Origin of the sequence: Paenibacillus sp. DCT19 (assembly GCF_003268635.1) — a bacterium.
Taxonomy (GTDB): domain Bacteria; phylum Bacillota; class Bacilli; order Paenibacillales; family Paenibacillaceae; genus Paenibacillus.
Window position 1 is genome coordinate 2,570,875 of record NZ_CP029639.1, and the last position, 22,769, is coordinate 2,593,643.

At 45.0% G+C, this 22,769-nt stretch carries 24 protein-coding genes and 1 other annotated feature; of the genes, 15 read left to right on the plus strand and 9 right to left on the minus strand.

The features are described from left to right. The first annotated feature begins 53 nt into the window (after nt 1-53). The 7 genes from DMB88_RS11570 to DMB88_RS11600 all read left to right on the plus strand — a co-directional run bounded on the left by DMB88_RS11570 (nt 54) and on the right by DMB88_RS11600 (nt 7,061). Nucleotides 54-1,214 carry a CobW family GTP-binding protein gene (locus tag DMB88_RS11570; protein WP_128101464.1) on the plus strand — a complete coding sequence of 387 codons (1,161 nt, stop codon included), beginning with the start codon at nt 54-56 and terminating at the stop codon, nt 1,212-1,214. Between the two features lie 67 nt (nt 1,215-1,281). Beyond that, nucleotides 1,282-1,620: a four-helix bundle copper-binding protein gene (locus DMB88_RS11575; RefSeq protein ID WP_128101465.1), complete on the plus strand. Its 339-nt coding sequence runs from the start codon at nt 1,282-1,284 to the stop codon at nt 1,618-1,620. Between the two features lie 264 nt (nt 1,621-1,884). Beyond that, nucleotides 1,885-2,169: a binding site (T-box leader), on the plus strand. Between the two features lie 67 nt (nt 2,170-2,236). After that, nucleotides 2,237-3,964: an arginine--tRNA ligase gene (gene argS, locus DMB88_RS11580; RefSeq protein ID WP_128101466.1), complete on the plus strand. Its 1,728-nt coding sequence runs from the start codon at nt 2,237-2,239 to the stop codon at nt 3,962-3,964. Nucleotides 3,965-3,971: 7 nt separating this feature from the next. Next, the gene (locus tag DMB88_RS11585) at nt 3,972-5,060 is read left to right on the plus strand and encodes an ATP-binding cassette domain-containing protein (RefSeq protein ID WP_164848672.1); all 1,089 of its coding nucleotides are present in this window, start codon (nt 3,972-3,974) and stop codon (nt 5,058-5,060) included. After that, nucleotides 5,057-5,767, plus strand: a complete 711-nt coding sequence (locus tag DMB88_RS11590) for a hypothetical protein (RefSeq protein ID WP_128101468.1) — start codon at nt 5,057-5,059, stop codon at nt 5,765-5,767. Before DMB88_RS11585 ends, DMB88_RS11590 begins: the two co-directional genes overlap by 4 nt. Before the next feature lie 101 nt (nt 5,768-5,868). Further along, nucleotides 5,869-6,420, plus strand: coding sequence for a hypothetical protein (locus tag DMB88_RS11595; protein ID WP_128101469.1), 552 nt, complete (start codon nt 5,869-5,871; stop codon nt 6,418-6,420). A 41-nt stretch (nt 6,421-6,461) separates the two neighbouring features. Continuing rightward, on the plus strand, nt 6,462-7,061 hold the full coding sequence (locus DMB88_RS11600) for a YdcF family protein (RefSeq protein WP_254438633.1): 600 nt from the start codon (nt 6,462-6,464) through the stop codon (nt 7,059-7,061). Between the two features lie 67 nt (nt 7,062-7,128). On the opposite strand, the gene DMB88_RS30235 is transcribed toward DMB88_RS11600, so the two are convergent. From DMB88_RS30235 to DMB88_RS11620, 5 genes are all read right to left on the minus strand, one after another. Then, nucleotides 7,129-7,302, minus strand: coding sequence for a hypothetical protein (locus DMB88_RS30235; RefSeq protein WP_164848674.1), 174 nt, complete (start codon nt 7,300-7,302; stop codon nt 7,129-7,131). A gap of 14 nt (nt 7,303-7,316) precedes the next feature. Continuing rightward, nucleotides 7,317-8,111, minus strand: coding sequence for a DUF4097 family beta strand repeat-containing protein (locus DMB88_RS11605; protein ID WP_164848675.1), 795 nt, complete (start codon nt 8,109-8,111; stop codon nt 7,317-7,319). Continuing rightward, complete coding sequence (locus DMB88_RS11610; protein ID WP_128101472.1) at nt 8,101-8,802, minus strand: TetR/AcrR family transcriptional regulator; 702 nt, start codon at nt 8,800-8,802, stop codon at nt 8,101-8,103. Before DMB88_RS11610 ends, DMB88_RS11605 begins: the two co-directional genes overlap by 11 nt. Nucleotides 8,803-9,007: 205 nt before the next feature. Further along, nucleotides 9,008-11,086 carry an ABC transporter ATP-binding protein gene (locus DMB88_RS11615; RefSeq protein WP_128101473.1) on the minus strand — a complete coding sequence of 693 codons (2,079 nt, stop codon included), beginning with the start codon at nt 11,084-11,086 and terminating at the stop codon, nt 9,008-9,010. A 12-nt stretch (nt 11,087-11,098) separates the two neighbouring features. Beyond that, the gene (locus tag DMB88_RS11620) at nt 11,099-12,844 is read right to left on the minus strand and encodes an ABC transporter ATP-binding protein (protein WP_128101474.1); all 1,746 of its coding nucleotides are present in this window, start codon (nt 12,842-12,844) and stop codon (nt 11,099-11,101) included. An 826-nt stretch (nt 12,845-13,670) separates the two neighbouring features. On the opposite strand from DMB88_RS11620, the gene DMB88_RS11625 reads away from it, so the two are divergent. Both DMB88_RS11625 and DMB88_RS11630 read left to right on the plus strand, forming a co-directional pair. Next, complete coding sequence (locus tag DMB88_RS11625) at nt 13,671-13,967, plus strand: HesB/YadR/YfhF family protein (RefSeq protein ID WP_128101475.1); 297 nt, start codon at nt 13,671-13,673, stop codon at nt 13,965-13,967. A 118-nt stretch (nt 13,968-14,085) separates the two neighbouring features. After that, nucleotides 14,086-14,538 carry an NUDIX domain-containing protein gene (locus DMB88_RS11630; protein WP_164848676.1) on the plus strand — a complete coding sequence of 151 codons (453 nt, stop codon included), beginning with the start codon at nt 14,086-14,088 and terminating at the stop codon, nt 14,536-14,538. A 126-nt stretch (nt 14,539-14,664) separates the two neighbouring features. Here the strand turns inward: DMB88_RS11630 and DMB88_RS11635 are convergent, their stop codons facing one another. The 3 genes from DMB88_RS11635 to DMB88_RS11645 all read right to left on the minus strand — a co-directional run bounded on the left by DMB88_RS11635 (nt 14,665) and on the right by DMB88_RS11645 (nt 16,779). Further along, a complete protein-coding gene (locus DMB88_RS11635) occupies nt 14,665-15,156 on the minus strand; it encodes an ADP-heptose synthase (RefSeq protein WP_128101477.1) in 492 nt (163 codons plus the stop codon). A 175-nt stretch (nt 15,157-15,331) separates the two neighbouring features. Next, the gene (locus DMB88_RS11640; RefSeq protein ID WP_128101478.1) at nt 15,332-15,775 is read right to left on the minus strand and encodes a DUF441 domain-containing protein; all 444 of its coding nucleotides are present in this window, start codon (nt 15,773-15,775) and stop codon (nt 15,332-15,334) included. Nucleotides 15,776-15,780: 5 nt separating this feature from the next. Beyond that, nucleotides 15,781-16,779, minus strand: a complete 999-nt coding sequence (locus DMB88_RS11645) for a YpdA family putative bacillithiol disulfide reductase (protein ID WP_128101479.1) — start codon at nt 16,777-16,779, stop codon at nt 15,781-15,783. Nucleotides 16,780-16,966: 187 nt separating this feature from the next. Here DMB88_RS11645 and DMB88_RS11650 point away from each other — a divergent pair, with 187 nt between their 5' ends. From DMB88_RS11650 to DMB88_RS30240, 6 genes are all read left to right on the plus strand, one after another. Further along, complete coding sequence (locus DMB88_RS11650) at nt 16,967-17,560, plus strand: DUF2087 domain-containing protein (protein WP_128101480.1); 594 nt, start codon at nt 16,967-16,969, stop codon at nt 17,558-17,560. Nucleotides 17,561-18,013: 453 nt separating this feature from the next. Then, on the plus strand, nt 18,014-19,105 hold the full coding sequence (gene rsgA / locus DMB88_RS11655; RefSeq protein WP_254438536.1) for a ribosome small subunit-dependent GTPase A: 1,092 nt from the start codon (nt 18,014-18,016) through the stop codon (nt 19,103-19,105). Between the two features lie 57 nt (nt 19,106-19,162). Further along, nucleotides 19,163-19,501: a L,D-transpeptidase gene (locus DMB88_RS11660; protein WP_128101481.1), complete on the plus strand. Its 339-nt coding sequence runs from the start codon at nt 19,163-19,165 to the stop codon at nt 19,499-19,501. Nucleotides 19,502-19,651: 150 nt separating this feature from the next. Continuing rightward, complete coding sequence (locus DMB88_RS11665; RefSeq protein WP_128101482.1) at nt 19,652-20,191, plus strand: GNAT family N-acetyltransferase; 540 nt, start codon at nt 19,652-19,654, stop codon at nt 20,189-20,191. Between the two features lie 164 nt (nt 20,192-20,355). Beyond that, complete coding sequence (locus DMB88_RS11670; protein ID WP_128101483.1) at nt 20,356-21,837, plus strand: aldehyde dehydrogenase family protein; 1,482 nt, start codon at nt 20,356-20,358, stop codon at nt 21,835-21,837. Between the two features lie 234 nt (nt 21,838-22,071). Beyond that, a complete protein-coding gene (locus tag DMB88_RS30240; RefSeq protein WP_164848677.1) occupies nt 22,072-22,224 on the plus strand; it encodes a hypothetical protein in 153 nt (50 codons plus the stop codon). Between the two features lie 129 nt (nt 22,225-22,353). On the opposite strand, the gene DMB88_RS11675 is transcribed toward DMB88_RS30240, so the two are convergent. Beyond that, nucleotides 22,354-22,593 carry a hypothetical protein gene (locus DMB88_RS11675; RefSeq protein WP_128101484.1) on the minus strand — a complete coding sequence of 80 codons (240 nt, stop codon included), beginning with the start codon at nt 22,591-22,593 and terminating at the stop codon, nt 22,354-22,356. Nucleotides 22,594-22,769 lie beyond the last annotated feature (176 nt).

The window sequence follows — 22,769 nt, forward strand, 5'->3', positions numbered from 1 at the left end:
CCTAGGATAGAAATCGATCAGATTTGATGGTCAGGCTAAAGAGGTGTATAACGATGAATGAAACTGTTGTAAAAGATCAATCCATCCCTGTATATATATTGTCAGGCTTTTTGGGAAGCGGTAAGACAACCCTGCTCGTTCAATTGATTGAACATTGGAAGCAACAAGGATTACGCCCTGCTGTTGTCATGAATGAGTTAGGTGAAGTGAATTTAGATGGACAAGTTGTGGATTCCTCGGTTCCAATGACCGAAATGCTAGGTGGATGTATATGTTGTACGGTGCGCGGAGACTTAGGACTACAGCTTGCTGAACTTGTGCAGACGGAATCTCCTGATGTTATCATGATCGAGGCAACGGGAGCAGCCAATCCGATGGAAATTCTCGATGCGGTGACAGAAACGTCACTGTACATGCGTATAGAGCTGAAGAGTTTGATTACTGTAGTAGATGCTGCACATTTGTCTGGATTGTATCTGGAACAGAAGGGTCAGACATACAAGCTGATGCAGGAGCAGATTCGCTGCGCTTCCGTATTGTTATTGAACAAAATAGATCGTGTGAACGAACAAGAACTAGACAGCTTGAAGAAATTACTCGCAAAATGGAATGCCTATGCCCCGGTCATGCCTACAGTTAAATGTGAGGTTGACCTAGATATGCTTCTTCGCAGCGGATCTGCTGTCCACGGCAAGGCATCGCCTAATAAATCAGAGCAGCACCACAGTGAAGAACACCATATTCATACGGAAGCTTGTGCAGCTCATGGATGTACCCATGGACAGCATGAGTCATCGCTGGATAATCCGGTAGGACACCGTCACTCCCATGAGCATTTCGAAGGCTCTCACGGTGACCATTCCCATGATCATAAAAACCAGCACAACCATGACGGTAATCATCAGCCTCATCCGCATGCATCACATGAACATGTGATGGTATACACGCATTATTTCAGTGCGCCGGTAAATAGTGAAGCATTTGAATCCTTTGTGTCACAATTGCCACGGGATGTGTATCGTGCTAAGGGAATTTTGACTTTTAGCGATACAGCTAGCCGGTTCTGGTTCCAATATGCTTATCGTGAGTCAGACTATATGAAAATCACCCCTCAGGGAGATGTACCCAATGTTGCGGTGTTCATCGGTGAGCATTTTGATCAAACCATTATCCGAAACCAGTTATTGGCACTCGAAGCGGTAAAAACAGTGTAATGATTCAAGGAACCTCCCGGCTGGGTATTAAGAAGCATAGGAAACTTTGCCTGGGAGGTAACTTTAAATGACACAACAACAAATTCAACAATGTATTGATGCTTGCCTGGAGTCCATGAATGCTTGCAACGTATGTTACATATCAAGCTTGAAAGAATATGATTTAGCCATGCTGCGTGATTGCATTCGTTTGAGTCGGGAATGTGCAGAGATTTGTGGTTTTGCTGCACAAGCGATGACACGTGGAAGTGATTTTATCGCCGAAATTTGTGACTTATGTATAAAAGCATGTGAAGCCTGCGCGGCGGAATGTGAGAAGCATAGACATGATCATTGCCAAGCCTGTGCGGAAGCTTGCCGTAAATGTGCAGAGGCGTGCCGCATGATGGCGTTAGTCGTGGCATAATCGTTCATTAGTATGCATTAAATAGCAGCTTAACCTTAATCCCCTTAAATTGAATGACGTTTGCATAGCATCTATGAAGATGTGTAAACGTTATCTCTTAAGGGGATTTTTTGTTGAGAAACGTTGTGAGGTTAACCGCATTAATTAGCGTCTAGAGCATCATTCATGCGAAATCACACAGCTTAGGTCAAGTACAGAAGTAAGGTTTACCAGTTGCCAAAGCAGAACTCAGTCTGTATAATGATGGCAATGAATTGAAACTTACCAATATCTGTGATCAGGAGAGTAACCAGATCCATACATGACAGCGAGCCGGAGCGGGTGGAAGCCGGTATGAAATGATCTGTGTGAAACGCACCTGTGAGATGGTTGTCCGAAGTGATGTTTACATGTCTGCAGTATTGTAACTCATCAGTGTGAGGGTAATCCGGCATGCGGCCGTTAATCGCACCGAGCGGAACAGTAATAGGACGAATTATTCGTGTACCTAGAAACTGTTCACTTAGAGTGGTACCGCGGGGACTGTAAATAACAGCTCTCGTCTCTTTTTACAGGAGACGAGGGCTTTTTTTATTTTCTAATTACGTATTTATTAATAAATCAAGGAGTGTTTTAGATGTTGAAAAAGCAGGCTGCTGCACATATTGCCCCCTTAACCGGGCTTGAAGAATCAGAAGTATTGAACCTACTGGAGGTACCGCCACAACAGGAGATGGGCGATATTGCGTTTCCGTGTTTTGTGTTAGCTAAGTCGTTGAAAAAGGCTCCCGTAGCGATCGCAACGGAGATTGCGAGTGCATTGCAATCGGATATTCTAGAGGCTGCTCCAGCAGGGCCATATGTTAACATCCGATTTAAACGTGAGCAGCTGGCAACACAGCTGCTGCAGGAGCTGGGACAGTCTGGATTTGGCAAGCTTGAAGAAGGTATTGATGCTCGTGTTGTGATAGATATGTCCTCCCCAAATATTGCCAAACCGTTCGGCGTCGGACATTTGCGTTCAACCGTCATTGGAGCCGCGTTATATCGTTTGTATAATGAAGTGGGTTATACCGCGGTGAGTGTGAATCATTTGGGAGATTGGGGCACCCAATTTGGCAAACAGATTGCAGCATACAAGCGGTGGGGGAACGATGCAGCATTACAGGCAGAACCGATCCGCACTTCGCTTGAACTGTATGTCCGCTTTCACGATGAAGCTGAGCATGATCCGTCTTTGGAGACGGAGGCAAGAGATTGGTTTCGCAAGCTAGAGCAGGGGGATGAAGAAGCTAAGCGGTTATGGGCTTTTTTCGTTGAAGTAAGCATGAAGGAATTCGATCGGATGTATGAGCGTTTAAACGTGAAGTTTGATTATACGCTAGGTGAGAGCTTTTACAATGATAAGATGGGTGCAGTCGTAGATGAACTCCGGGCGAAAGGATTGCTGGAAGAGAGTGATGGGGCACTTGTGGTGCGCCTGGAAGAAGAGAATATGCCCCCTTGCTTAATCATCAAAAAGGACGGAACAACGATCTATCCAACCAGGGATCTAGCTACAGCGATATATCGGCATGATGTCATGAAGGCAGACAAGATGTTATATGTGGTTGGAGGTGAGCAGAAGCTGCACTTCAATCAGGTTTTTGCAGTGTTATCCCGGATGGGTTATGACTGGTCTGCGAATTGTGAGCATATTCCGTTTGGTCTGATGCGTTTCGAAGGAAGGAAAATGTCTACTCGCCGTGGTAAGGTCGTCTTTTTACAAGAAGTATTGGACGAAGCGGTCTCCCGTGCAATGCAGATTATTCAGGAGAAGAACCCTAATCTGCCTAATCCGCAGGAGGTTGCGGAGGCAGTAGGTGTAGGGGCAATTGTATTTGGAGATCTGAGCAACAATCGTCTGAATGATATCGATTTTTCGTTGGAAGATGCGGTGAGCTTTGAAGGGGAGACGGGTCCCTATGTGCAGTATGCGTATGCTCGGATTAACAGTGTGCTGGCTAAGGCTAGAGAAGTTGCCGAAACGGAGAAAGGCCTTGAAAAGGAGCTAACAGCACTTGATCACGCGAACAACAGCATGAAGCAGAAAGTGACCACGAGTGAACCAACATGGACGTTGTTAAAATTGCTGGCTAATTACCCGGAATATTTGAGAAAAGCTGTACACCGCAATGAGCCTTCCGTCATAGCCAAATATGCAATTGATGTTGCACAGGCATTTAACCGGTTCTATCATGCAGAACGGATTGCGGACGCACCACTGGAAGAAAGAGCTTTCCGGTTAGCACTAACGGAACGTACAGCAGAACGTCTGGCACACAGTTTGAATTTGCTAGGTGTAAAAGCACCGGAACGGATGTGATCAATTGGTGGGTTGGAGGACAAATACACGTTCTAAGAAAACAACCAACGTAGAGGAAGAGCAGACATATCATTCAGGAGCCGAAGGGGTGTTGCTGCAACAGGTAAGTAAACGTCTGGGCTCAGTGCAGGTGTTGAAAGAGATTAGTTTTCATATCGCTGTAGGGGAGTGTGCTGTGTTAGTTGGTAGAAATGGCTCAGGTAAAAGCACGCTCCTGCGAATGTTAGCAGGAATGATCCTGCCGAATTCGGGAAGCATGCAATCTTCGTTTAAGGGTCGAACAATGCTCGCGATTGATGGGCTACCTAAGCTACCTTTTACGGCTAAAGAGTACCTCATGACGATGGGAAGGATACATGGTCTTCGCTCCGCTGTGCTGGAGCAACATATTAAGCAATGGAGCGAACGATTATTCCTTGGTGCAGCGATTGATCAGCAGCTCCCCCTGTTGTCCAAAGGTACACTTCAGAAGGTGAACCTGATTCAATCCTTGCTTCCAGGTCCAGGTGGACTTATCCTGTTAGATGAACCATTGTCCGGTCTGGATCATGCGGCACAGGAAGCCATCGTGTCGCTGTTACAACAATGGAAAGAGCAAGGGACCACGATTATAACGGCCTGTCATGAGCCCTTAATTATTGAACGTATGGCGGATCATGTCATCGTTCTGCAACAAGGAGAAATCCTGCGCCATTGGAGACAGTCTGATCTGGAGTGTATCGGTGAACCTGATATGCGAATCCAGAGTTTAATGCAACAGGCGGTAGAACTAGGACAAGAGGATCAGATAACGAACGTTACTGGACAACCAGGTGTTCGATCTGTTCACAGCTCTCATATAGAACAACATGGGGTTATAGCACATTACGAGTGGTTGTGGGATTGGAGAGTGAGTCGCAGCTCTGCAGACCGGATCATTGGACAGATTATTGCTTCCGGCGGTTCAATTGTATCTGTTCAGCAGGATAAAAGTTTAATTCAGATGGAACGTTTGTTAGAGGGAAAATCGCCGATCCAAGCGATAGTGGACGAAAAGAATACTTCTTCTCTTGATGCTCTATCCGCTGCATGTGTTGCTAAGGAGGACGCTCAATGAAGTATTTAATCAAGTACTTGTTACAACAGAACATTCGTTCACAGAAATACCTCGCGCCTGTCGTATTTTATACAATCGTTATGTTACTAATGTATTCATATAAACCTAACCCAGTAGCGGATAGTTATGGGGTAACGGCCATGCTGCTCTTTTTTGGATCGGCCTGGTTAGGATTAACCGTAATGAATGCCGAACCCCCGGGGCAGATTCAATTATTGGTGCTTCATGCAGGAAGTAGACGAAAAGTAGCCATTGGGCAATTGATCAGTGCAGTAGTTATGCAGTTGGCCATGGCCTTGATTACGATTGTTTATCCTATCGTTACTGGAATGTTTGAGAGGCAACCGAGCGCCAATGAATGGATCGTTGCTTGGTGCGGACATCTTGTATTAGCATTACTCGGCCTTAGCGTCAGTGTATTCTTTCAGAACGCATACATATCCCGGCTCAGCCGAAGCTTACCCATCTTCATCGTTGTGTTACTGTCATCATTCGTACAAGTGTCTTTATCGGAGAGATTGCCCGAATCCCTTCAATGGATGTCGTACATACTACCACCCGCTTTCTACCTTGTTCAGAAGATGATGTTATATGATGGTGGCGGTTTAGGTCAGATTATTCTGGTCTGCACATGGTCTGCTGTGTATGCAATATTGTTATTGAGCATTCATATTTGGCTATCTGGTAGAAGGGATTTACGGGGTTAGAAGCCGTCCTCATCGTTAACTTGAATGTTAGTCCCGGTTTGGTTACGATAGAGGGACATGAAGATGGAGTAACATTTACGGAGATGAGGGGGCGCTCGCTTATGCACAACACAGGCATGAAGAATGGTGACATGCTGGACAGCGAACACTCCAGAGAATTGTTTGCTTATTACGGATTAGCGGTTTATTACGGACAGTCCCTTGAACAGCAGCTGGTCAATCTGATTTTATTAATGAAATTGTCCCAGGGCAAAGTGATGACAGATGAGGATCTGGAGGATCTATACGAGCGGAAAATGAGCAGTTCATTGGGTCAGCTTATCCATGAAGTTCGCCATCATTTTACGTTCTCGGACGACGAGACCCGGCAATTAAATGAACTATGGCAACAACGCAACAGCATCGTACATCACTACTTCAAGGAACGAATCCATGAGACGTTTAGTCCTGAAGGGCGATCAAGGATGATAAGCGAATTAGAGGATTTTAAGAACCGTGCACAAGAGTTGGAAATGACCCTGCAGATCTATACGGCTGCATGGATTGACCAGCTTGGTCTGGATGCCGAGTCTGCCGCAGCATTGCAACGACTTGAACGTATGCATGAGGAGAGCATGTGCTGTCGTTCAACCGAAGAGGATGAGGCATTGTGAGGACAGGCATGTCAGACAAGAGGAAGCCGAAGTTGAAGCGAATGATACTAATCTTCTTGGCATCCATCGTTGGTGGTGGATTCGTGTGGGCTTGTATCACAGCTTGGCTTATAATGACGTATAGCGAGCAAGCATCAACACGTATATCGGATGCGGCTATCATACTCGGCGCAGCAGTGGTAGGAAACGAACCTTCACCTGTATTTCGCGAACGTATTGAGCACGCCATATTGTTGTATCATCAGGGCGCAGTAAGTCATTTGCTGTTCACTGGTGGTGCTGGCAGTGTGGAGCAGCGTACGGAAGCTGAGGTTGGACGTGATTATGCCATAGCACACGGCGTGGATCCAGCAGATATTCAGCTTGAGACAGAGTCGCACATTACAGAGGAGAACTTTACATATTCGATTGGTGTCGGAGAGCAAGCAGGATTCCAAACATATACGATTGTAAGTGATCCATTACATATGAAGCGATCGATGATGCTGGCCAGCGGTTTAGGCATGGATGTTGTACCTTCTCCAACACGTACGACAGCTTATCAGACATGGCGCAGCAAGCTTCCTTTTCTAGTGCGAGAGACGGTTCTTTACATGGGATATGTATGCAAAGGTTGGATAGACAATCCGCAGCAGCCATAAGGCTTTAGCGGATTGTTTTTTTTATTTTCGAATATAAGCATCACTATTGGATAAATCCACTTGGTATTCAGGTTCCGGGATAATTAATCGCCGCACTGATCAGGGCTGCTACGCTAAACCCAATGAGCCACCATGGCCAACGAGCCTTATGTTGTCTACGTACAGCTTGGTTTAAACCTACGAGTCCAGATAACAATACGATGATAGCTAAGGAAGTACCTACAATCCAACCGATGCTCATAACGCGTTCCTCCTCTATAACGAATGGGGTGAATACGTGCCTAGAGTGAATCGTCCACCTCGAACTTGGGCGTGAAAAGAGGCAGATGCATTCCCATAAATGTGCTCGTCACGATTCGATTGCAGGGGGAACTCACTCTGAAGTGTGCCTCCGACGTGTTTATAACGCAATCGGAACCCTTCATTCGGGTTAGGAATTCTTAAATTCACATTGCACCCGGTAGCAGTGCTATTTACCGATTGTGGCATGGTGGCTGAATGAATGGAGAGTGTTCTGCCCGTCGTATTAGCCTGAATATGAGTGAACTGACCTGTAAGCTGAAAGCGTGAGGATGTACCTTTTATGTTCATGTGCTCTGCAGTTAAATGCTGTGATTGTACACGACTGCCGACCATGTGTAGGCGGAGCTGCTGCGTATCACCGGAGATATGTAATTGCCCTGAAGTACAACTGCACTCACAGTGGCTTATTTGAGCATCTTCTACGATAAACCGAGTACCTACGCCCCGAAGGTACAATTGTTCCAATGTAGAAGGAGGGAGTCCGATAGCCAACGATGTGCGCTGAAAGTGAATACCGATCGGAAAGGACTTCGAACGTCCGTCTCCAATATGAAGCGAACCTTGGTGATAACGGGTTGTGAAGCATCGTTTATTTGGAAAATGCACAGATGCTCGCTGAATTATTCGTACATGCTGATCCCTACTGCGATATATGTGCACTTCACCTTGCATCCATTCGAGTGAGAGGGAGAGGACAGGTTCTTGAATAAGCCACTCTTTGCGAATCATATGTGTGTTAATTTTCATGGGGAACATCTCTTGTATGTTGATGAGTGTCCTGAACGGGATAGGTATAAGCCCCCATCTCGTTATGCTGGTGGATAATCTGATCAATTAACGTGTCAGTAACGATCGGAACACCGATGGTACTCATCATGTGTTGCAAGAAGTGCAGACGGGTCTTCGTTTCCTCAGGTGTACGGCTGAATAAGGCTGGATTAATCCAAATATTGATCAGCATTAAGAAAATTTCCGCACAGGCTTCAGGATTTCCCGTAGTGATCGAGCCGTCTGTAACGCCTTCACGCATGATTGCAGCTATGATCGGGGCATCAATTTGAACCGTTTGTTGAATGCCTTTGACGATAAATAAAGGATTTTTGATCTGGGTTAATAGCACTCGATCTAAGGAGTGTACCTGTTGATTAGAGACGATGTGTTCAAGAATATACACCAATTTGTCCTTTGCTGAGATTGCGGTAGCCTTTTCCACAAGTTGATCCAGCATTTGAGCTGCAAAAGCAAATTGTCGCTCCATTACAGCATCAAGAATCTCTTCTTTGGATTTGAAATGATGATACACCGCGCCTTTCGACATGCCTAAATGATCAATAATGTCCTGAATACTCGTCTTCTCGTAGCCTTTCGCGGTGAATAATTGTGCTGATACGGTAAGGATGTGTTCTAACGTCTGTTCAGGGAATTTGTTTCTTGCCATAGCTACCTCCTTATTGATACCGACCGTTGGTATGTATAATACGAGAAGATGGTCAGATTGTCAATAAGAGGAAGTTTCTCGGAGCGAAAAGTCAAAAAAACCGATGAATATCAACAGATTGAATGTCTGCGATACACATCGGTTTAATTTCGTACACACGGAAAATTCATTTTAACTTAGATGTAGAGCAACATAATGCTTTACTCTAGGCGTTGCCTCCAGCGAAGGAAGAACTGCGTATTGCTTCATGGGCTGTGCCTTGAGCTTGAACAGCCTGAGCACCTTGTTGCAGTTGATACATCTGATAGTATCGACCTTGGAGTGCCATTAACTCATCATGTGCTCCTTGTTCAACAATTCGTCCACGATGCAGTACCAGAATCTGATCTGCTGAGCGAATTGTGGAGAGACGATGGGCGATGATGAAAGTTGTTCGTCCTTTTTTGAGCACTTCGAGCGCATTTTGAATCAAGGCTTCGGTTTCGGTATCAATGTTGGCTGTAGCTTCATCCAAAATTAGAATCGCTGGATCAAATGCCAGCGCACGGGCGAAGGAGATCAGTTGACGTTGTCCAGCAGACAGCGTACTTCCCTTTTCAATAACCGGTTCATCGAAACCTTGTGGTAAATGAGCCAGAATACGTTCTGCGCCTACGTCACGAAGTGCCTGTTCAACCTGTTGACGGGTAATCTTCTGATCCCCGAGGCTGACGTTAGAGGCAATCGTTCCAGTGAATAGATAAGGGTCTTGCAATACAATCCCCATATGTTCACGAATCCACTGTTTGGGCAGATCCTTCACGTTCTGACCATCGATAGTAATCTTACCTTTTTGCGGGTCGTAGAATCGGAATAACAAATTAATAATGGAGCTTTTGCCTGAACCGGTATGACCGACCAACGCGACCGTTTGACCCTGTGAAGCCTGGAACGAGATATTGTTTAACACATAATCTTTGTTATAGGCAAAGGATACGTCATCAAAGACCACATTTCCTTTATATCGTGGCATTGAACCATCGGTAACCGCTTCTCCCTTTTCATCCATCAGTTCGAATACACGTCCAGCAGATACAAGAGAGGAGTCAAGGTTCGCCAGCTGGTTTACCATGCCGGTAATTGGCTGGAACAGACGACCGAGTACATCCACGAATGCATACAATACACCTAGCGAGATGATACTGGTGCCATCCAGCACACTTGATCCGAAATACCACAGAACGACCGCAAATGCGATATTCCGCAATACGTTAACGAGATTGTGTGAGGTAAAGGCGTTCAGGTTAAGCATCTTGTTCTGATGTTTCATATAGTCATCATTCAGATCTTCAAATTCCTGCTTGGTTTGTTTCTGGTGGCGGAATACGCGGATGATGGACATCCCTTGAATGGACTCATTAATGATCGCGTTAATCTCACTAAGCCGTGAACGAATGATCGTATTGTAGCGAGTAGCGAACTTACGATATAGCACAATCCATGCAATAAGCATAGGAACGACGAATAAGGAGATAAGTCCAAGTCGAACATCGAGCAGGAAGAGAGCAACATAGACCCCAGTGATCGTAATGATTCCCGAGAAGAAGTTCGACAGTACTGCAACGAACAGATCCTTAACCGCCTCCGTATCGTTGGTCACCCGCGAAACGACCTTACCTGCAGGCAGATTGTCGAAGAAATTGACGGGCAGGCGCTGAATGTGAGCATACACATCATTACGAAGTCGTTGAATGACTTTGTTGGCGGACGATTGCAGCCAGTAGGTTTTACCAAACTCCATAATGACCGAGATCACAAGGAAAATCATGTAGTACACGATTAATTGATAAATGCTTGGCATTTCCGGTTTGTAAAAAGCAAACAGTTCTCCGGCTGACAGAGGTACTGCCGCATATTGACCCGTTACTTCACCTGCACGGGTTACCGTCAGGATGCCATCGGCATAAGAACGGTCTCCGTCCGGTGTGCTCACGGGTTCATTTACAAAATAAAAGCTACGTCCTGCTTGCAGTATCCGTACCTCGGCGCCTTTACTTTCCGCTGATTCAAATAACCCTTCGCGTTTGTAATTCTTACCCTTATACACCGCCGCATCTTCTGAAGCAGATGTCTCGTAGAAGGGCTGTTCAATAGCTAACAAATGATTGTCGATCATATTTTTGGCGATAAATGGGCCGGCGAGCTCTGCCGCAACACCGATCGTAAGCATAATTAATGCGGCTATAAATGTACCTTTGGCTTTTAAGGCGTACTGTAGTAGCCGTTTGCCTGTATTCGATTTCAAAACGTTGACCTCCTACGTGGACAGATTGGACTCCACCTGTTGCCGTTCATATTGTTCACGATACCAACCGTTCATGGCAAGTAGTTCCTGATGGGTTCCTTCTTCCGTAATTTTCCCGTGCTCAAGTACAATGATTCGGTCAGCATGTTCAATAGCGGACAGGCGATGAGTCGAGATCAGCGTTGTTTTACCCGAGCGTTTGTTACGTATATTTTCGATGATTTTAGCTTCGGTTCTTGCATCAACTGCGGAAAGGGCATCGTCCAGAATGAGAATATCCGGATCTGAGATGAACGCGCGCGCGAGGGATACCCGTTGCTTTTGTCCACCAGACAAGGCAATTCCTTTTTCACCAACGAGTGTGTCCAGTCCGTCAGACAATGTTCCGAGATCTCCGTCAAAAGCAGCTGTACGGATCGCTTCCATAATTACGTCATCACTCGCACCAGGTTTACCAAACTGAATGTTCTGACGAACCGACTTGGAGAATAACACTTGCTCCTGCGGCACATATCCAATCCAGCTATGCAAGTCGTTTTTGGCAATTTCCTGAATCGGGTGACCCGAAATGTTTAGCTTACCTGATCCAGCAGGGTATTCGTGTAGCAATTGCTTCAGCAGCGTGGACTTACCACTACCTGTGCGACCGACAATACCCAGCGTCTGACCGCGGCGCAGTGAAAAGTTAATATGACTAAGATTGTCTACAGTAGAACTAGGATAGCGGAATGTAACATCCTGCATTACGATCTCATCGGGATTGGAAATGTGAGCGGGTTGTTCAACATCCTTAACAGCAGGTTCTACCGATAACGTCTCATTTACCCGATCAAGAGAAGCGCTACCGCGCTGCATCAGATTAATTAACTCACCAATGGCGAACATCGGCCAGATCATCATTCCCAGGTACATATTGAATGATACGAGATCCCCTAGAGTGATTTCATTGTGGAACACAAGATAAATACCGTAAGCAAGCGCAATGACATAACTTAGTCCAACGCAAAGTCGGATCGTAGGTTCAAATAACGCATCCATCCGAGCAACGGCTAGATTTTTGCGGTACACGTCTTCGGTAACATCGGCAAATCGTTTCTCATCCAGACGTTCTTGAACATACGCACGCACGACCCGAATTCCCGCAATCGATTCAAGAACTTGGTCGTTCATATCACCGAAGGCATCTTGAGCGAGTGTATAGCGCTGATGTACAGCTTTGCCATAGATCATCATAGCGATGGCGATAAAAGGCAAAGGCAAGATGGCTGCCAGAGTCAGCTTCCAGCTAACTAGAAAACCCATGGCTAACAACACAGTTGCCAGGAAAGCAGTGGAATCCGTTAACGTAAGCATGCCGAAGCCTGCCGTGGTTGCTATGGAACGCAGATCGTTGGTAGCACGAGCCATGAGGTCGCCAGTTCTGTTCTTTTCAAAAAAAGGCGGTGTCATCCGTAACAGATGATCCATGAAACGTGAACGCAATAGGCGTTCTACCAAGTTAGCTCCGCCAAATAATTTGTGCATCCATATGTACGTGATCAGATAGATAATAACGACGGTTCCTAAAATAAGTAAAATGTAGCTGGTAAGTGAAGCTCCTGTAATCGACCCACGTACAATCTCGTCAATCGCATTACCGAGAAGACGAGGGGGCAGGAGTTCTGCGACACCTACAAGAATGAGCAAAATGACACCAATCAGGTATCTTTTGCGTTCTAGCCGGAAAAACCAGGCTAGGTTTTTAAGTACTGAGAACAAGTGCTATCCCTTCCTTTCCATATCTGTGAAATACATTATCGTTCATGTGCCTACTTGTGACCACAAAAAAAGACACACCGCACGCAGGCGGTATGTCTTAGGTATCATTCATACGGCAGCATGGCTCCGAGAGCAGAGCCACCACCGTACATAATTATATTGTGAGTTCACAACATAGTATATCTGATCAAACAGATTGCTATGATGCAGAAATTATGAACGAAATAATGATTTCGGGGCTGCTCCGGTATTCAGTTGTAAGTTAGTTAGAACAAACATATCTCTATTAAACACCGTAATCACCCTTTCTTTTTTTGGGAATAAATTCAATGTGAATCTCGTATGTTTGCATCTTAACACCGCATTTTACAATCTGTCAAACTTTTTTCACAAATGAGCAATGCTTGGTTTAGCGAACCCAATAATAGAGCAACGAGTAGTGGAGTATTATGGATTTATATGACTGTTGTCCTATACTGCAAAAAGCGGATACGGTTTCACCTTTTCATTTTATGTTCCATGAAGTAAAATTATTTCCTAAATCATGTACGTTATTGGGTGATTTGGTCTGGTGTATAGTTTGTATTCCGACCATTCTAGCGATATGATGTAACATATAGTGCGTGTTCAAAAAGGTCGGTTTTCAGTACCGAGAAGATGGGATGAAGATAGAAATGGAGTAGCGGAGCGTAGATTAAGCTACGTGAGCAACGGACATTTCGGCTGAATCCCATATTCGAAGCTGAGATGCCGCTCGCGCATCCTTCGTAATCAAAAGCGGACTTTTTGAACTACCTCATATATACAGAGAAGGAGCTGACACCACATGAGTACCATACATGTAACCGACCGCGCTGCGCGCTGGTATAAGGAAGAGCTGAATTTGAACGATGGTGATAGCATTCGATTTTTTGCCCGTTATAGCTCAGGCGGAGGTCTTCATCCCGGATTTTCATTAGGTATCGCTGTTGAGGAACCAAGACATCCTGCCGAGCAAACAGAAGCATCCGGTATTCGCTTTTTTATGGAGGATCACGATTATTGGTATCTAAAAGGCCATGAGCTTCATGTGGATGTTGTTGATGAAGGTCAAGATATTGAATACCGATATACGGAAGTATAATCCCTTACTTATAGATACAAGCTTTTAGAACGTTCCGTGGGTTGGAGAGAACTATGTTGCACTGATCTGACTATAGATCTAAGCCGTCTCTTCGGCTTGGAACAGGAGGGGATAAATATTGAATCCGCCAGCCCGAGATTTGGCTCAGTATATTGCTAACCGAGCGTTTATCATCGTAAAAGCTGCCATATGGGCAGAGAACGAACGTGGTGAAGTATTGTTGATTCAGCATGCAGACCACAGCCACTGGCGAATTCCAGCAGGTCAGATGCGTCCGGGAGAATCGATTGAAGAGACCGCTCATCGGGAGCTATGGGAGGAGACCGGCTGGACCACAGATCATATGGTGTTAGAAGGACTGCATTCAGGGCCAGAGCTGAGACTGCTTCACACAAGCGGGGATGAAGACTATTATGTGATCGCCCTGTTTCGAACTCGAATAATCCAAGATGACCTCGTGGAGTCCCGTGTGAATAGTGAAGCCGGTCTGAAGTTTTTTGACACCGAATCTCTCCCTGTCCTCAATGAGTTTACCCGAATGTTGTTAGCACGCTCCAACTGGAATGAATGACCTAAGCGTAAACTAACCACAAACCGAGCGCAATGAAGTACAAACCAAGTGTGAACTGAGTACAAATGAAGTGCAAACGCGAATATGATAAAAGCCTCCCGACTGGGAGGCTTTTGTGTTGTATATTCAATCCATTGCAAAGTCAAAGTCGTCAATATCATAAACTTGAACCGGAGCTGAGGATTCAATAATACGAGCAATCAATTCGACTTGATCCGTAAGAATAGGAATGCTCAAACGTTGTGAAGTGAGTATTAATTCCGTTTCGATTGGGTCGAAATACTCGCCATACTGAGCCGTATCAACAGCGTTGATAATGGCAATGGAGACTTGATCACCAAACAGAATCGATGGGCTTTTGGCCCATGGAGTAAGTAGCGCACGCTCTATTTTTTTCTTATTTAACGGTTCCTCAAAGTAAGAAATCATCTCATTAATTTTGGTCTTCACATGCTGATCATCCGCAGGGTTGCCCATCAGAGGATCGCTGCTGGCTTGAAACTCGTATAATTCAAGGATGGTGGTGTATGGCACGATATATTCAACAGACGCGGGTGGCGCCAGCAATTGACCATAAATAGCCACCATCACGGCTTCTGTAACAAACTGACGTGACATGGTTCCTGAATCCTCCTGCGGCCATTAATAGTTGCGAGGTGAATCAATGTTGAATGTTAGACGAACAAAAATCAAATTGATGTCTCCGCTATGGACTCGTGATATGAATAGAAGTATATCATACAACGGTGGGAATTACAGCCAGTTGACAGAAGGGAGTCAAGTCCCAATTCACTCAGGATTTGCCCAAAAGCAAGGATAAAATGCCCGCTGCAATAAGTGGTCCTACGGGCACACCTTTGAACAGAGCAACGCCTAATACGGTACCGATGAGAAGTCCAGCGACGACAGTGGGCTGCGTGCTCATTAATGTAGCACCTCGGCCACCAAGGTAAGCAACCAGCAACCCGACACCAATGGCAAGCAGTGACTTCCAGTGCAGGAAGGATTCTCCGATGGTCTGCAAGCTTATTTTCCCGCTGGCGAGTGGAGCCATTACCCCAATGGTCAGGATGATAATGCCAATGGTCAACCCATACTTCTCAAGCCAAGGAAAAGCCTGATTCAGATTCAATACGCGCAGCAATAATAGAAACACCATGGCTACGGCCACCGGAGTATTACTGCTGATGATGCCAAGCGCGGCGAATCCGAGTAACAGCAGCGAAGTTATATCCATTGATTTCATTTCCCTTCGGAAAGTTTACGATTCTTGCTCACAATATGTTCTGCAATATATTTACCATGCCAGCGCCCGGATTCGATAAATACTTCATTGGCATTACGACCTGATGCAATGACACCACCGACATAAATGCCAGGTACACTACTCTCCATCGTTTGCGGATCATACTTCGGTTTATCCATATCTTCGGACATTTCCACCCCTACAGAAGTGAGCAGTTTACGGTCAGGACGGAACCCAGTCATAGCTAATACAAAATCATTTTCCAATTCGCTGGTTGTTCCATCATGATGCAAGAGGCGAACAGAATCATCCAAAATTTCATTCACTCTTGCATTGAGATGTAAGGTAATTCGTCCTTTTTGAACCATGCTCTCAAATAGTGGACGAACCCAAGATTTAATATGTTCGGACAATCCGCTTCCGCGGTACACCATATCAATATGTGCACCTACACGAACGAGTTCCATCGCGGCATCCACGGCAGAATTACTTCCACCGATAATGGCAACACGGGTCTGAGCGTAAGGGTGGGCTTCACGGAAATAGTGCGTAACTTTATCTTTGTCTTCTCCCGGAATACCGAGGTAGTTAGGATGATCGAAATAACCTGTGGCTACAACGATGTTACGTCCTTCATGAATAACAGTCTGCCCACGTCGGTTCATCGTATGTACTTCGAACGTTCCATCGTCCTTACACTTGATTGTGTGAGCTTCCTCATAGTTATGAACACGAAGGTTAAAATGTTCAGCGACCTTGCGATAATAGGCAAGAGCCTCATAACGAAACGGCTTGTCGTTAGGCGTGCTAAACGGAACATTTCCGATCTCAAGCAACTCAGCCGTGCTAAAAAATTGCATATGGGTTGGATACAAATAGATAGATTGTACAATGTTGTACTTTTCTATGATTACAGCAGATAATCCCAACCGTTCACATTCAATGGCAGCAGATAGACCACAGGGTCCTCCACCGATAATAATGACATCTTCCATGTTCTTACTCCTCCTTAAATTCAGCAATATAATCCTACCGTAAATAACACTCTAATGCCAGCGTACGGTGAGATATAGGCTGAACTACCACACCAAAATAAAGGATTTGACTTTAATTGGACAAAAGATTAACATCTAATTAGATATTCATCTAATATATTGAGGTTGAAATGGGGCTGAATCATTCATGCAGTTGGAGAAAATAGTGGCTTATCACAAAGCATTGGCTGATCCAACCCGACTTCGCATGTTATTGCTGTTATCCCAGGGAGAATTGAACGGTCAGGCGCTCGCGGAGCGGTTGAACTTGTCCCAGCCAACGGTGACACATCATGCATCAAAATTACGAGAAGCTGCGCTCATTAAAGAAAGAAGAGAGAAGAACATTGTATTTTTCTCATTAAATCCTTCTTTCATTCGCGAGCATGCACAAGCTTCCGTAGATTTTATTTTTAAAAGTGAGGAGGTTACTGATATGAGTGAGGTGAACGAAACCTTGAAGGCGTCCGTGATGCGGAATTTTTTCTCCAAGGATGGACGAATTCGACAAATACCAGCGCAGTATAAGAAAAAACTGATTGTTCTTGGTCACTTGGCCCGGCAACTTGAATTCGGTCGCAAGTACACGGAAAAGGAAATCAATGTTTTCATTCAAAATTATCATGAGGATTTCGCAACGATCCGTCGTGAGTTTATCATGCACCAGTTCATGTATCGTGAAGACGGAGTATACGAACTGAATCCAAAAGAAATGTGGACGCGTTGGGATCAAGTTAAATAATTGGCCTTGACAACCATTCAGTAAGGTGTGTAATATGTTGGATAAATCTACAAGGGAGGCGATGTAATATGACAAACTTAATGGCACTATACGTTAATTTGAATATGAACAGCGTCTCCGGAACGGATCAGAGCATATAATTATACAACCACAGGGCAGCTATGTCTGTTATGTGGGTATGTATTATTGCATGCATCAAGGAAGCCACGGGTGACGTACCTGTGGCTTTTTTTGTTGCTATTAGGAATGTTCTTTTATTTGCGGGCAGGGGAGCACTAACATATTATCCTCTGACCTATTTGCAATAAAGGTCATTCACTAATTCATTTAACAATGATTTGCCACGGGTTCATGCGACTCGTGGTTTTTTATTTTGGATACCGAACCGGAGTACACAAGTCAATCTGTCGTTATGTCCGAATCACATTATAACTATTGGGAGGAAATACGAATTTGAATAAACACTTGGAACAGTACGGATGGTCTACACAATGGCAAGAGCAATGTACAACGCTAGACATGAATCATTCCGAGAGGAAACCAGCTAGAATCATCGCAGATCATGGACATTTACAACGAATAATTACTGCGGATGGTGAAGGTTGGGGAAGAGCAACAGGGCGATTACGCCGCGAGCATGAAGAGACGGGTTCAGGTTTTACGGTAGGGGATTGGATTGAGGTTTCGGGCCCGACGGGCGATGAAGCCGTGATTCACAGTGTGTTGCCGAGAAGAAGCAAAGTGTCCAGACAAGCTGCGGGGAACGAAACGAAAGAACAACTGATTGCGGCTAATGTGGATACATTGCTAATTGTAGCCGCACTTAATAATGATTTTAATCTCAGAAGACTGGAACGTTATATGATCATGGCTTGGAATGGAGGCGTTCAACCTGTTATCGTACTGAGCAAAAGTGATCTATGCTCCAATGTGGAAGAACAGATGGCTTTAGTGGAAGGCATTGCCCCAGGTGTTGAAGTCGTCGCATTGTCTGCAGTGCAGGATCAGGGAAAAGAACAGTTAGAACGTTATCTGCAGTCTGGGATGACGGTTGCATTAACAGGTTCTTCAGGGAGTGGTAAGTCGACCTTGGTCAATTGGCTACTCGGCGAGAATGTACAGCTTACCCAATCCGTCAGGGAGGCAGACAGTCGAGGCAGACATACAACGACACATCGTGAGATGTTTGTATTACCTCAAGGGGCAGTATTGATTGATACACCGGGAATGCGGGAGCTTAACTTGTGGGAGGAAGGCGATCAGGGCTTAGCACTAGCGTTTGGTGAAATTGAGGGGTTGGCTATCTCGTGCAAGTTTCATAACTGTAGTCATACTCGCGAGTTGGGCTGTGCTGTAAAAGAGGCTATACAGAACGGCACACTAGAGGGAAAAAGACTTGATAATTACCTGAAAATGCAGAAAGAGTTGCAATTTCAGCAGCGTAAGGAGCTTCAGGCTTCGAAACGTCGAACAGCGACGAGCAAGCCAGTGAACAACCGCAAACCTAAGCATGTCCGAAGTATCAGAGAGTGGGATGAAGTTTGAGATCAGGAAGGCATCTCTCATGAAATTGGCATAAGATAGGTCAGGAGGGATGTTAGTATGCCGGATTACAACATCATTGTTGACCTATCAGACCATATGTTATATCTACTGGATGGCAACCAAGTGGTTAAAGGGTATCCTGTAGCAACAGGAAAGATGCTCACCCAGACTCCGAACGGAGAGTTCACGATCATCAACAAACAAGTGAATCCTGGGGGGCCATTTGGTGCACTGTGGATGGGGTTATCAGCACCTCATTATGGGATACATGGAACCAATGACCCTTCATCTATAGGAAAGTCTGTTTCGCATGGTTGTATCCGTATGTATAACTCAGATGTGTTGGATCTGTCTTCCAAAGTATCTGTGGGCACGAAGGTAAAGATCCGGCCCTAGGGTCGGATTTTTTTATAACATTAATCTCCACGTTAACTGCCTGCTCATATGTTTAGTTGAAATAGAATTTTGGATTAGAAAGGGAATACATGTACAATCTGTATAAATGTTGAGCTTTTACAACGAATCCTATGAGAAGGAGGACTAATCATGCAGATCAGACAAGCCCGTGAAGGGGATGCAAGGGCTATTGCTTATGTACATACCGAGAGTTGGAAGACCACATACCGGGGGATTATATCCGATGAATTTTTGGATCATTTGACTACTGAAGCCAGAATACCTCAGTGGGAGCAGATGATTCGTTCTGGCGAAAAGGAGCAGATTCTGTTGGTTGCGGAACAAGCGGATGGGGAAAATGTCGGATTTGCCTGTGGGGGGAGAGAGCGGGAAGGCAAGTTGCCTTATGATGGGGAGATTTATGCGATCTATTTACTGCAAGCCTCACAGGGACAGCGGATTGGAACTATGCTTGCCAGTCAAGTTGTCCAGCATCTTCATAAGCTAAAGCTGCGAAGTCTTTTGATCTGGGCGCTCGAGAAGAATTCGGCTTGTCGTTTCTATGAGCAGATGGGTGGAACCGTGGTTCATAGCCAGGCGCTATCCATCGGTGGGAAGGATCAGCTTGAAGTTGCCTATGGATGGGAAGACTTGCAGCTTTTTGGAGAGAGGTCTACAAGCCAGGAATGAACGGATAATAACGAGGTTTTATGGAGTGGGTCAACATTTGTACGAACTGTCAGGTACAGGTTCGAAAGGTCTAAACTAACGTTTGCGTAATCCTTAACAAGGTTAATGATGTACTACACTGCATGATATGTAGACATGAATTCTTGATTAGGAGGCGTATTCAGATGACTTTAATGGACACAAAGCAAACCTGGACTAAACAGTATATTAATGGCGAATGGATCGAAGGCTCCGGTGAGAAAACCATGGAGAATATCAATCCGTATACAGGAGAAGTTATCGCCACATGGCGGTCATCGAATAAAGAAGATATTGATCGTGCTTATGAAGCTGCCGAGAAGGGATCAGTGCAATGGAGTCAGACATTACCTAGTCAAAAAGAAGAAATTTTGCGCAAGGTATCCATGATAATGGGTGAGCGCAAAGATGAAATTATTCAGTTACTCATTACTGAATCCGGAAGTACTCGGATCAAAGCTGAAGCGGAGTTCGCTGCTGCCAAGCGCATTGTAGACGAATCAGCATCATTCCCTTATCGGATGAAAGGCGAGATTCTACCCTCGAATACAGCTGGCAAGGAGAACCGCGTTGTGCGTGAACCCAAAGGGGTCATAGGAGTGATCGGGCCGTGGAATTTTCCACTGCACTTATGCTTGCGTTCGGTGGCACCAGCCATTGCCCTGGGTAATGGGGTTGTGATTAAGCCTGCTTCTGATACACCCATTACCGCAGGCTGGCTAATCGCAGATCTATTTGATCAAGCTGGATTGCCAAAAGGTGTACTGCATGTTGTTGCAGGAAGCGGGAGCGAGATTGGAGACTACTTCGTCGCTCATTCTATCCCAAAAGTCATTTCATTTACAGGATCAACAGAAGTCGGCCAAGGCATCGGTAAACTGGCTGGTGAACATCTGAAAGAAACGGCGCTGGAATTAGGTGGTAACAATGCGATGGTTGTGCTGGAAGATGCGGATCTTGAACGAGCGGCAGAGGCAGCGGTATTTGGAAAGTTTCTGCATCAAGGCCAGATTTGTATGGCGCTGAACCGTATTATCATTCATACCGATATCTATGATTCATTTGTAGATGCATTTGTTGCCAAAACGAAGCAAATCCAAGCGGGAGATCCAGCAGATTCCAATACCCTTGTAGGGCCACTTATCCGCGAAAAAGAAGTAGAGCGCCTGCTTGAGCTTGTGAAAAGCGCAGAAGATGCGGGAGCTCGGTTGTTGCTTGGTGGATCAAGCAAAGGCAGTGTGTTGCAGCCAACAGTGCTGGCTGACGTGAAACCTGAGCAGGAGATAGTGCAACAAGAGTTGTTTGGACCGGTTGCTGTCTTATTGCGTGCAAAGGATGAGGCTGAAGCTGTTCGTTTAGCCAACGATACGCCATACGGCTTGAGTGGTTCGGTATTTACGACGAATCTCGAGCGAGGTTATCAAGTTGCTAAGCGCATCGAATCAGGCATGATCCATGTTAATGACCAGTCTGTAAACGACGAGGCACATGTTATGTTTGGTGGAGAGAAATCTTCAGGCATTGGCCGATTCGGCGGTGACTGGGCGATAGACAAATTCACGCGCACCCGCTGGATTAGCTTACAGCATCAATATCGGACATATCCTGGTGTGAGCGATGTCGACTGACCGCCTGTAGGGGATGAATCAGGTGCATGATGAGAGCTTGTTCGTGTGTAATCGACAATAATAAGCAAAAGCCCGTTTCTGCCTTTAAGGACGGGCTTTTGCACGTTTTTACATACCCTAGAATGCATGTGAAAAAAACCGGTGAAAAAGGGTTTGGTGAAGTCAGGATATGGTTATTTATGGATACACGGAAGAACAGATCCGTAAAATCCAAGGTAAAGGGGCTTGAATTTCATGTCCATTGACCGTTTTATTCTAAGGAAGTTGAATTCTTGTCAGGAAGAACATACACGAGCTAATCTGGTTCGGTTGTTTGTCATTCGAATTCATAAAGCGGAGATTGCAGAAGGTAGTGAGAGCGGCTATAGCGTGAGCCGAGTGAATTAACAAATAGATAAGATGTTGCTTCAACATAAAAAAGGAAGCTTGTCCTTAGTGGCAGCTTCCTTTTTCTTATCGTCCGTATAGAACGAGTACGCAGCAAGTTCATTATAGATGAATTAATGTGGTCTCGACTTAATACAAAGACAAGGCCAGAGAGTCATTTTCACTGCGACTGTGGAGAATGGCTTCTCCATTAATAATTTCAATACTAATCAAAGAGTGCAAACATTTTTGTAAAGCTCGTTTACCGTTGCTAATTTTGTGCTCAAGAGCACTGCTAAGCAATCTTAATGTTTTTTGCACAGGTTGTTTGTTTTCTTGATTGAAATATACAGGGATTGATTTGTTTTGAAAAGTTATTAGTGTTCTCACTTGAAATCACCTCACGGGAGTTATTTCATACAGGTAATATTAAATACCAATGCTTAAAATTACCTTAAAATCAGCTTATGAAAACATAAAGGTGGAGAATGTTTGAAAAGTGTTCACAATTCAATTGTGGGCGAAGGAATAAACGGATAGGTAATGAAGTGTTATTTCCATTTAAA

What these genes read in the sequence shown, in the direction of transcription:
- DMB88_RS11570 (WP_128101464.1), top strand. Translation starts at nt 54, where the DNA reads ATGAATGAAACTGTTGTAAAAGATCAATCCATCCCTGTATATATATTG.
- DMB88_RS11575 (WP_128101465.1), top strand. Translation starts at nt 1,282, where the DNA reads ATGACACAACAACAAATTCAACAATGTATTGATGCTTGCCTGGAGTCC.
- argS (WP_128101466.1), top strand. Translation starts at nt 2,237, where the DNA reads ATGTTGAAAAAGCAGGCTGCTGCACATATTGCCCCCTTAACCGGGCTT.
- DMB88_RS11590 (WP_128101468.1), top strand. Translation starts at nt 5,057, where the DNA reads ATGAAGTATTTAATCAAGTACTTGTTACAACAGAACATTCGTTCACAG.
- DMB88_RS11595 (WP_128101469.1), top strand. Translation starts at nt 5,869, where the DNA reads ATGCACAACACAGGCATGAAGAATGGTGACATGCTGGACAGCGAACAC.
- DMB88_RS11600 (WP_254438633.1), top strand. Translation starts at nt 6,462, where the DNA reads ATGATACTAATCTTCTTGGCATCCATCGTTGGTGGTGGATTCGTGTGG.
- DMB88_RS30235 (WP_164848674.1), bottom strand. Translation starts at nt 7,302, where the DNA reads ATGAGCATCGGTTGGATTGTAGGTACTTCCTTAGCTATCATCGTATTG.
- DMB88_RS11605 (WP_164848675.1), bottom strand. Translation starts at nt 8,111, where the DNA reads ATGAAAATTAACACACATATGATTCGCAAAGAGTGGCTTATTCAAGAA.
- DMB88_RS11610 (WP_128101472.1), bottom strand. Translation starts at nt 8,802, where the DNA reads ATGGCAAGAAACAAATTCCCTGAACAGACGTTAGAACACATCCTTACC.
- DMB88_RS11625 (WP_128101475.1), top strand. Translation starts at nt 13,671, where the DNA reads ATGAGTACCATACATGTAACCGACCGCGCTGCGCGCTGGTATAAGGAA.
- DMB88_RS11635 (WP_128101477.1), bottom strand. Translation starts at nt 15,156, where the DNA reads ATGTCACGTCAGTTTGTTACAGAAGCCGTGATGGTGGCTATTTATGGT.
- DMB88_RS11640 (WP_128101478.1), bottom strand. Translation starts at nt 15,775, where the DNA reads ATGGATATAACTTCGCTGCTGTTACTCGGATTCGCCGCGCTTGGCATC.
- DMB88_RS11645 (WP_128101479.1), bottom strand. Translation starts at nt 16,779, where the DNA reads ATGGAAGATGTCATTATTATCGGTGGAGGACCCTGTGGTCTATCTGCT.
- DMB88_RS11650 (WP_128101480.1), top strand. Translation starts at nt 16,967, where the DNA reads ATGCAGTTGGAGAAAATAGTGGCTTATCACAAAGCATTGGCTGATCCA.
- DMB88_RS11660 (WP_128101481.1), top strand. Translation starts at nt 19,163, where the DNA reads ATGCCGGATTACAACATCATTGTTGACCTATCAGACCATATGTTATAT.
- DMB88_RS11665 (WP_128101482.1), top strand. Translation starts at nt 19,652, where the DNA reads ATGCAGATCAGACAAGCCCGTGAAGGGGATGCAAGGGCTATTGCTTAT.
- DMB88_RS11670 (WP_128101483.1), top strand. Translation starts at nt 20,356, where the DNA reads ATGACTTTAATGGACACAAAGCAAACCTGGACTAAACAGTATATTAAT.
- DMB88_RS30240 (WP_164848677.1), top strand. Translation starts at nt 22,072, where the DNA reads ATGTCCATTGACCGTTTTATTCTAAGGAAGTTGAATTCTTGTCAGGAA.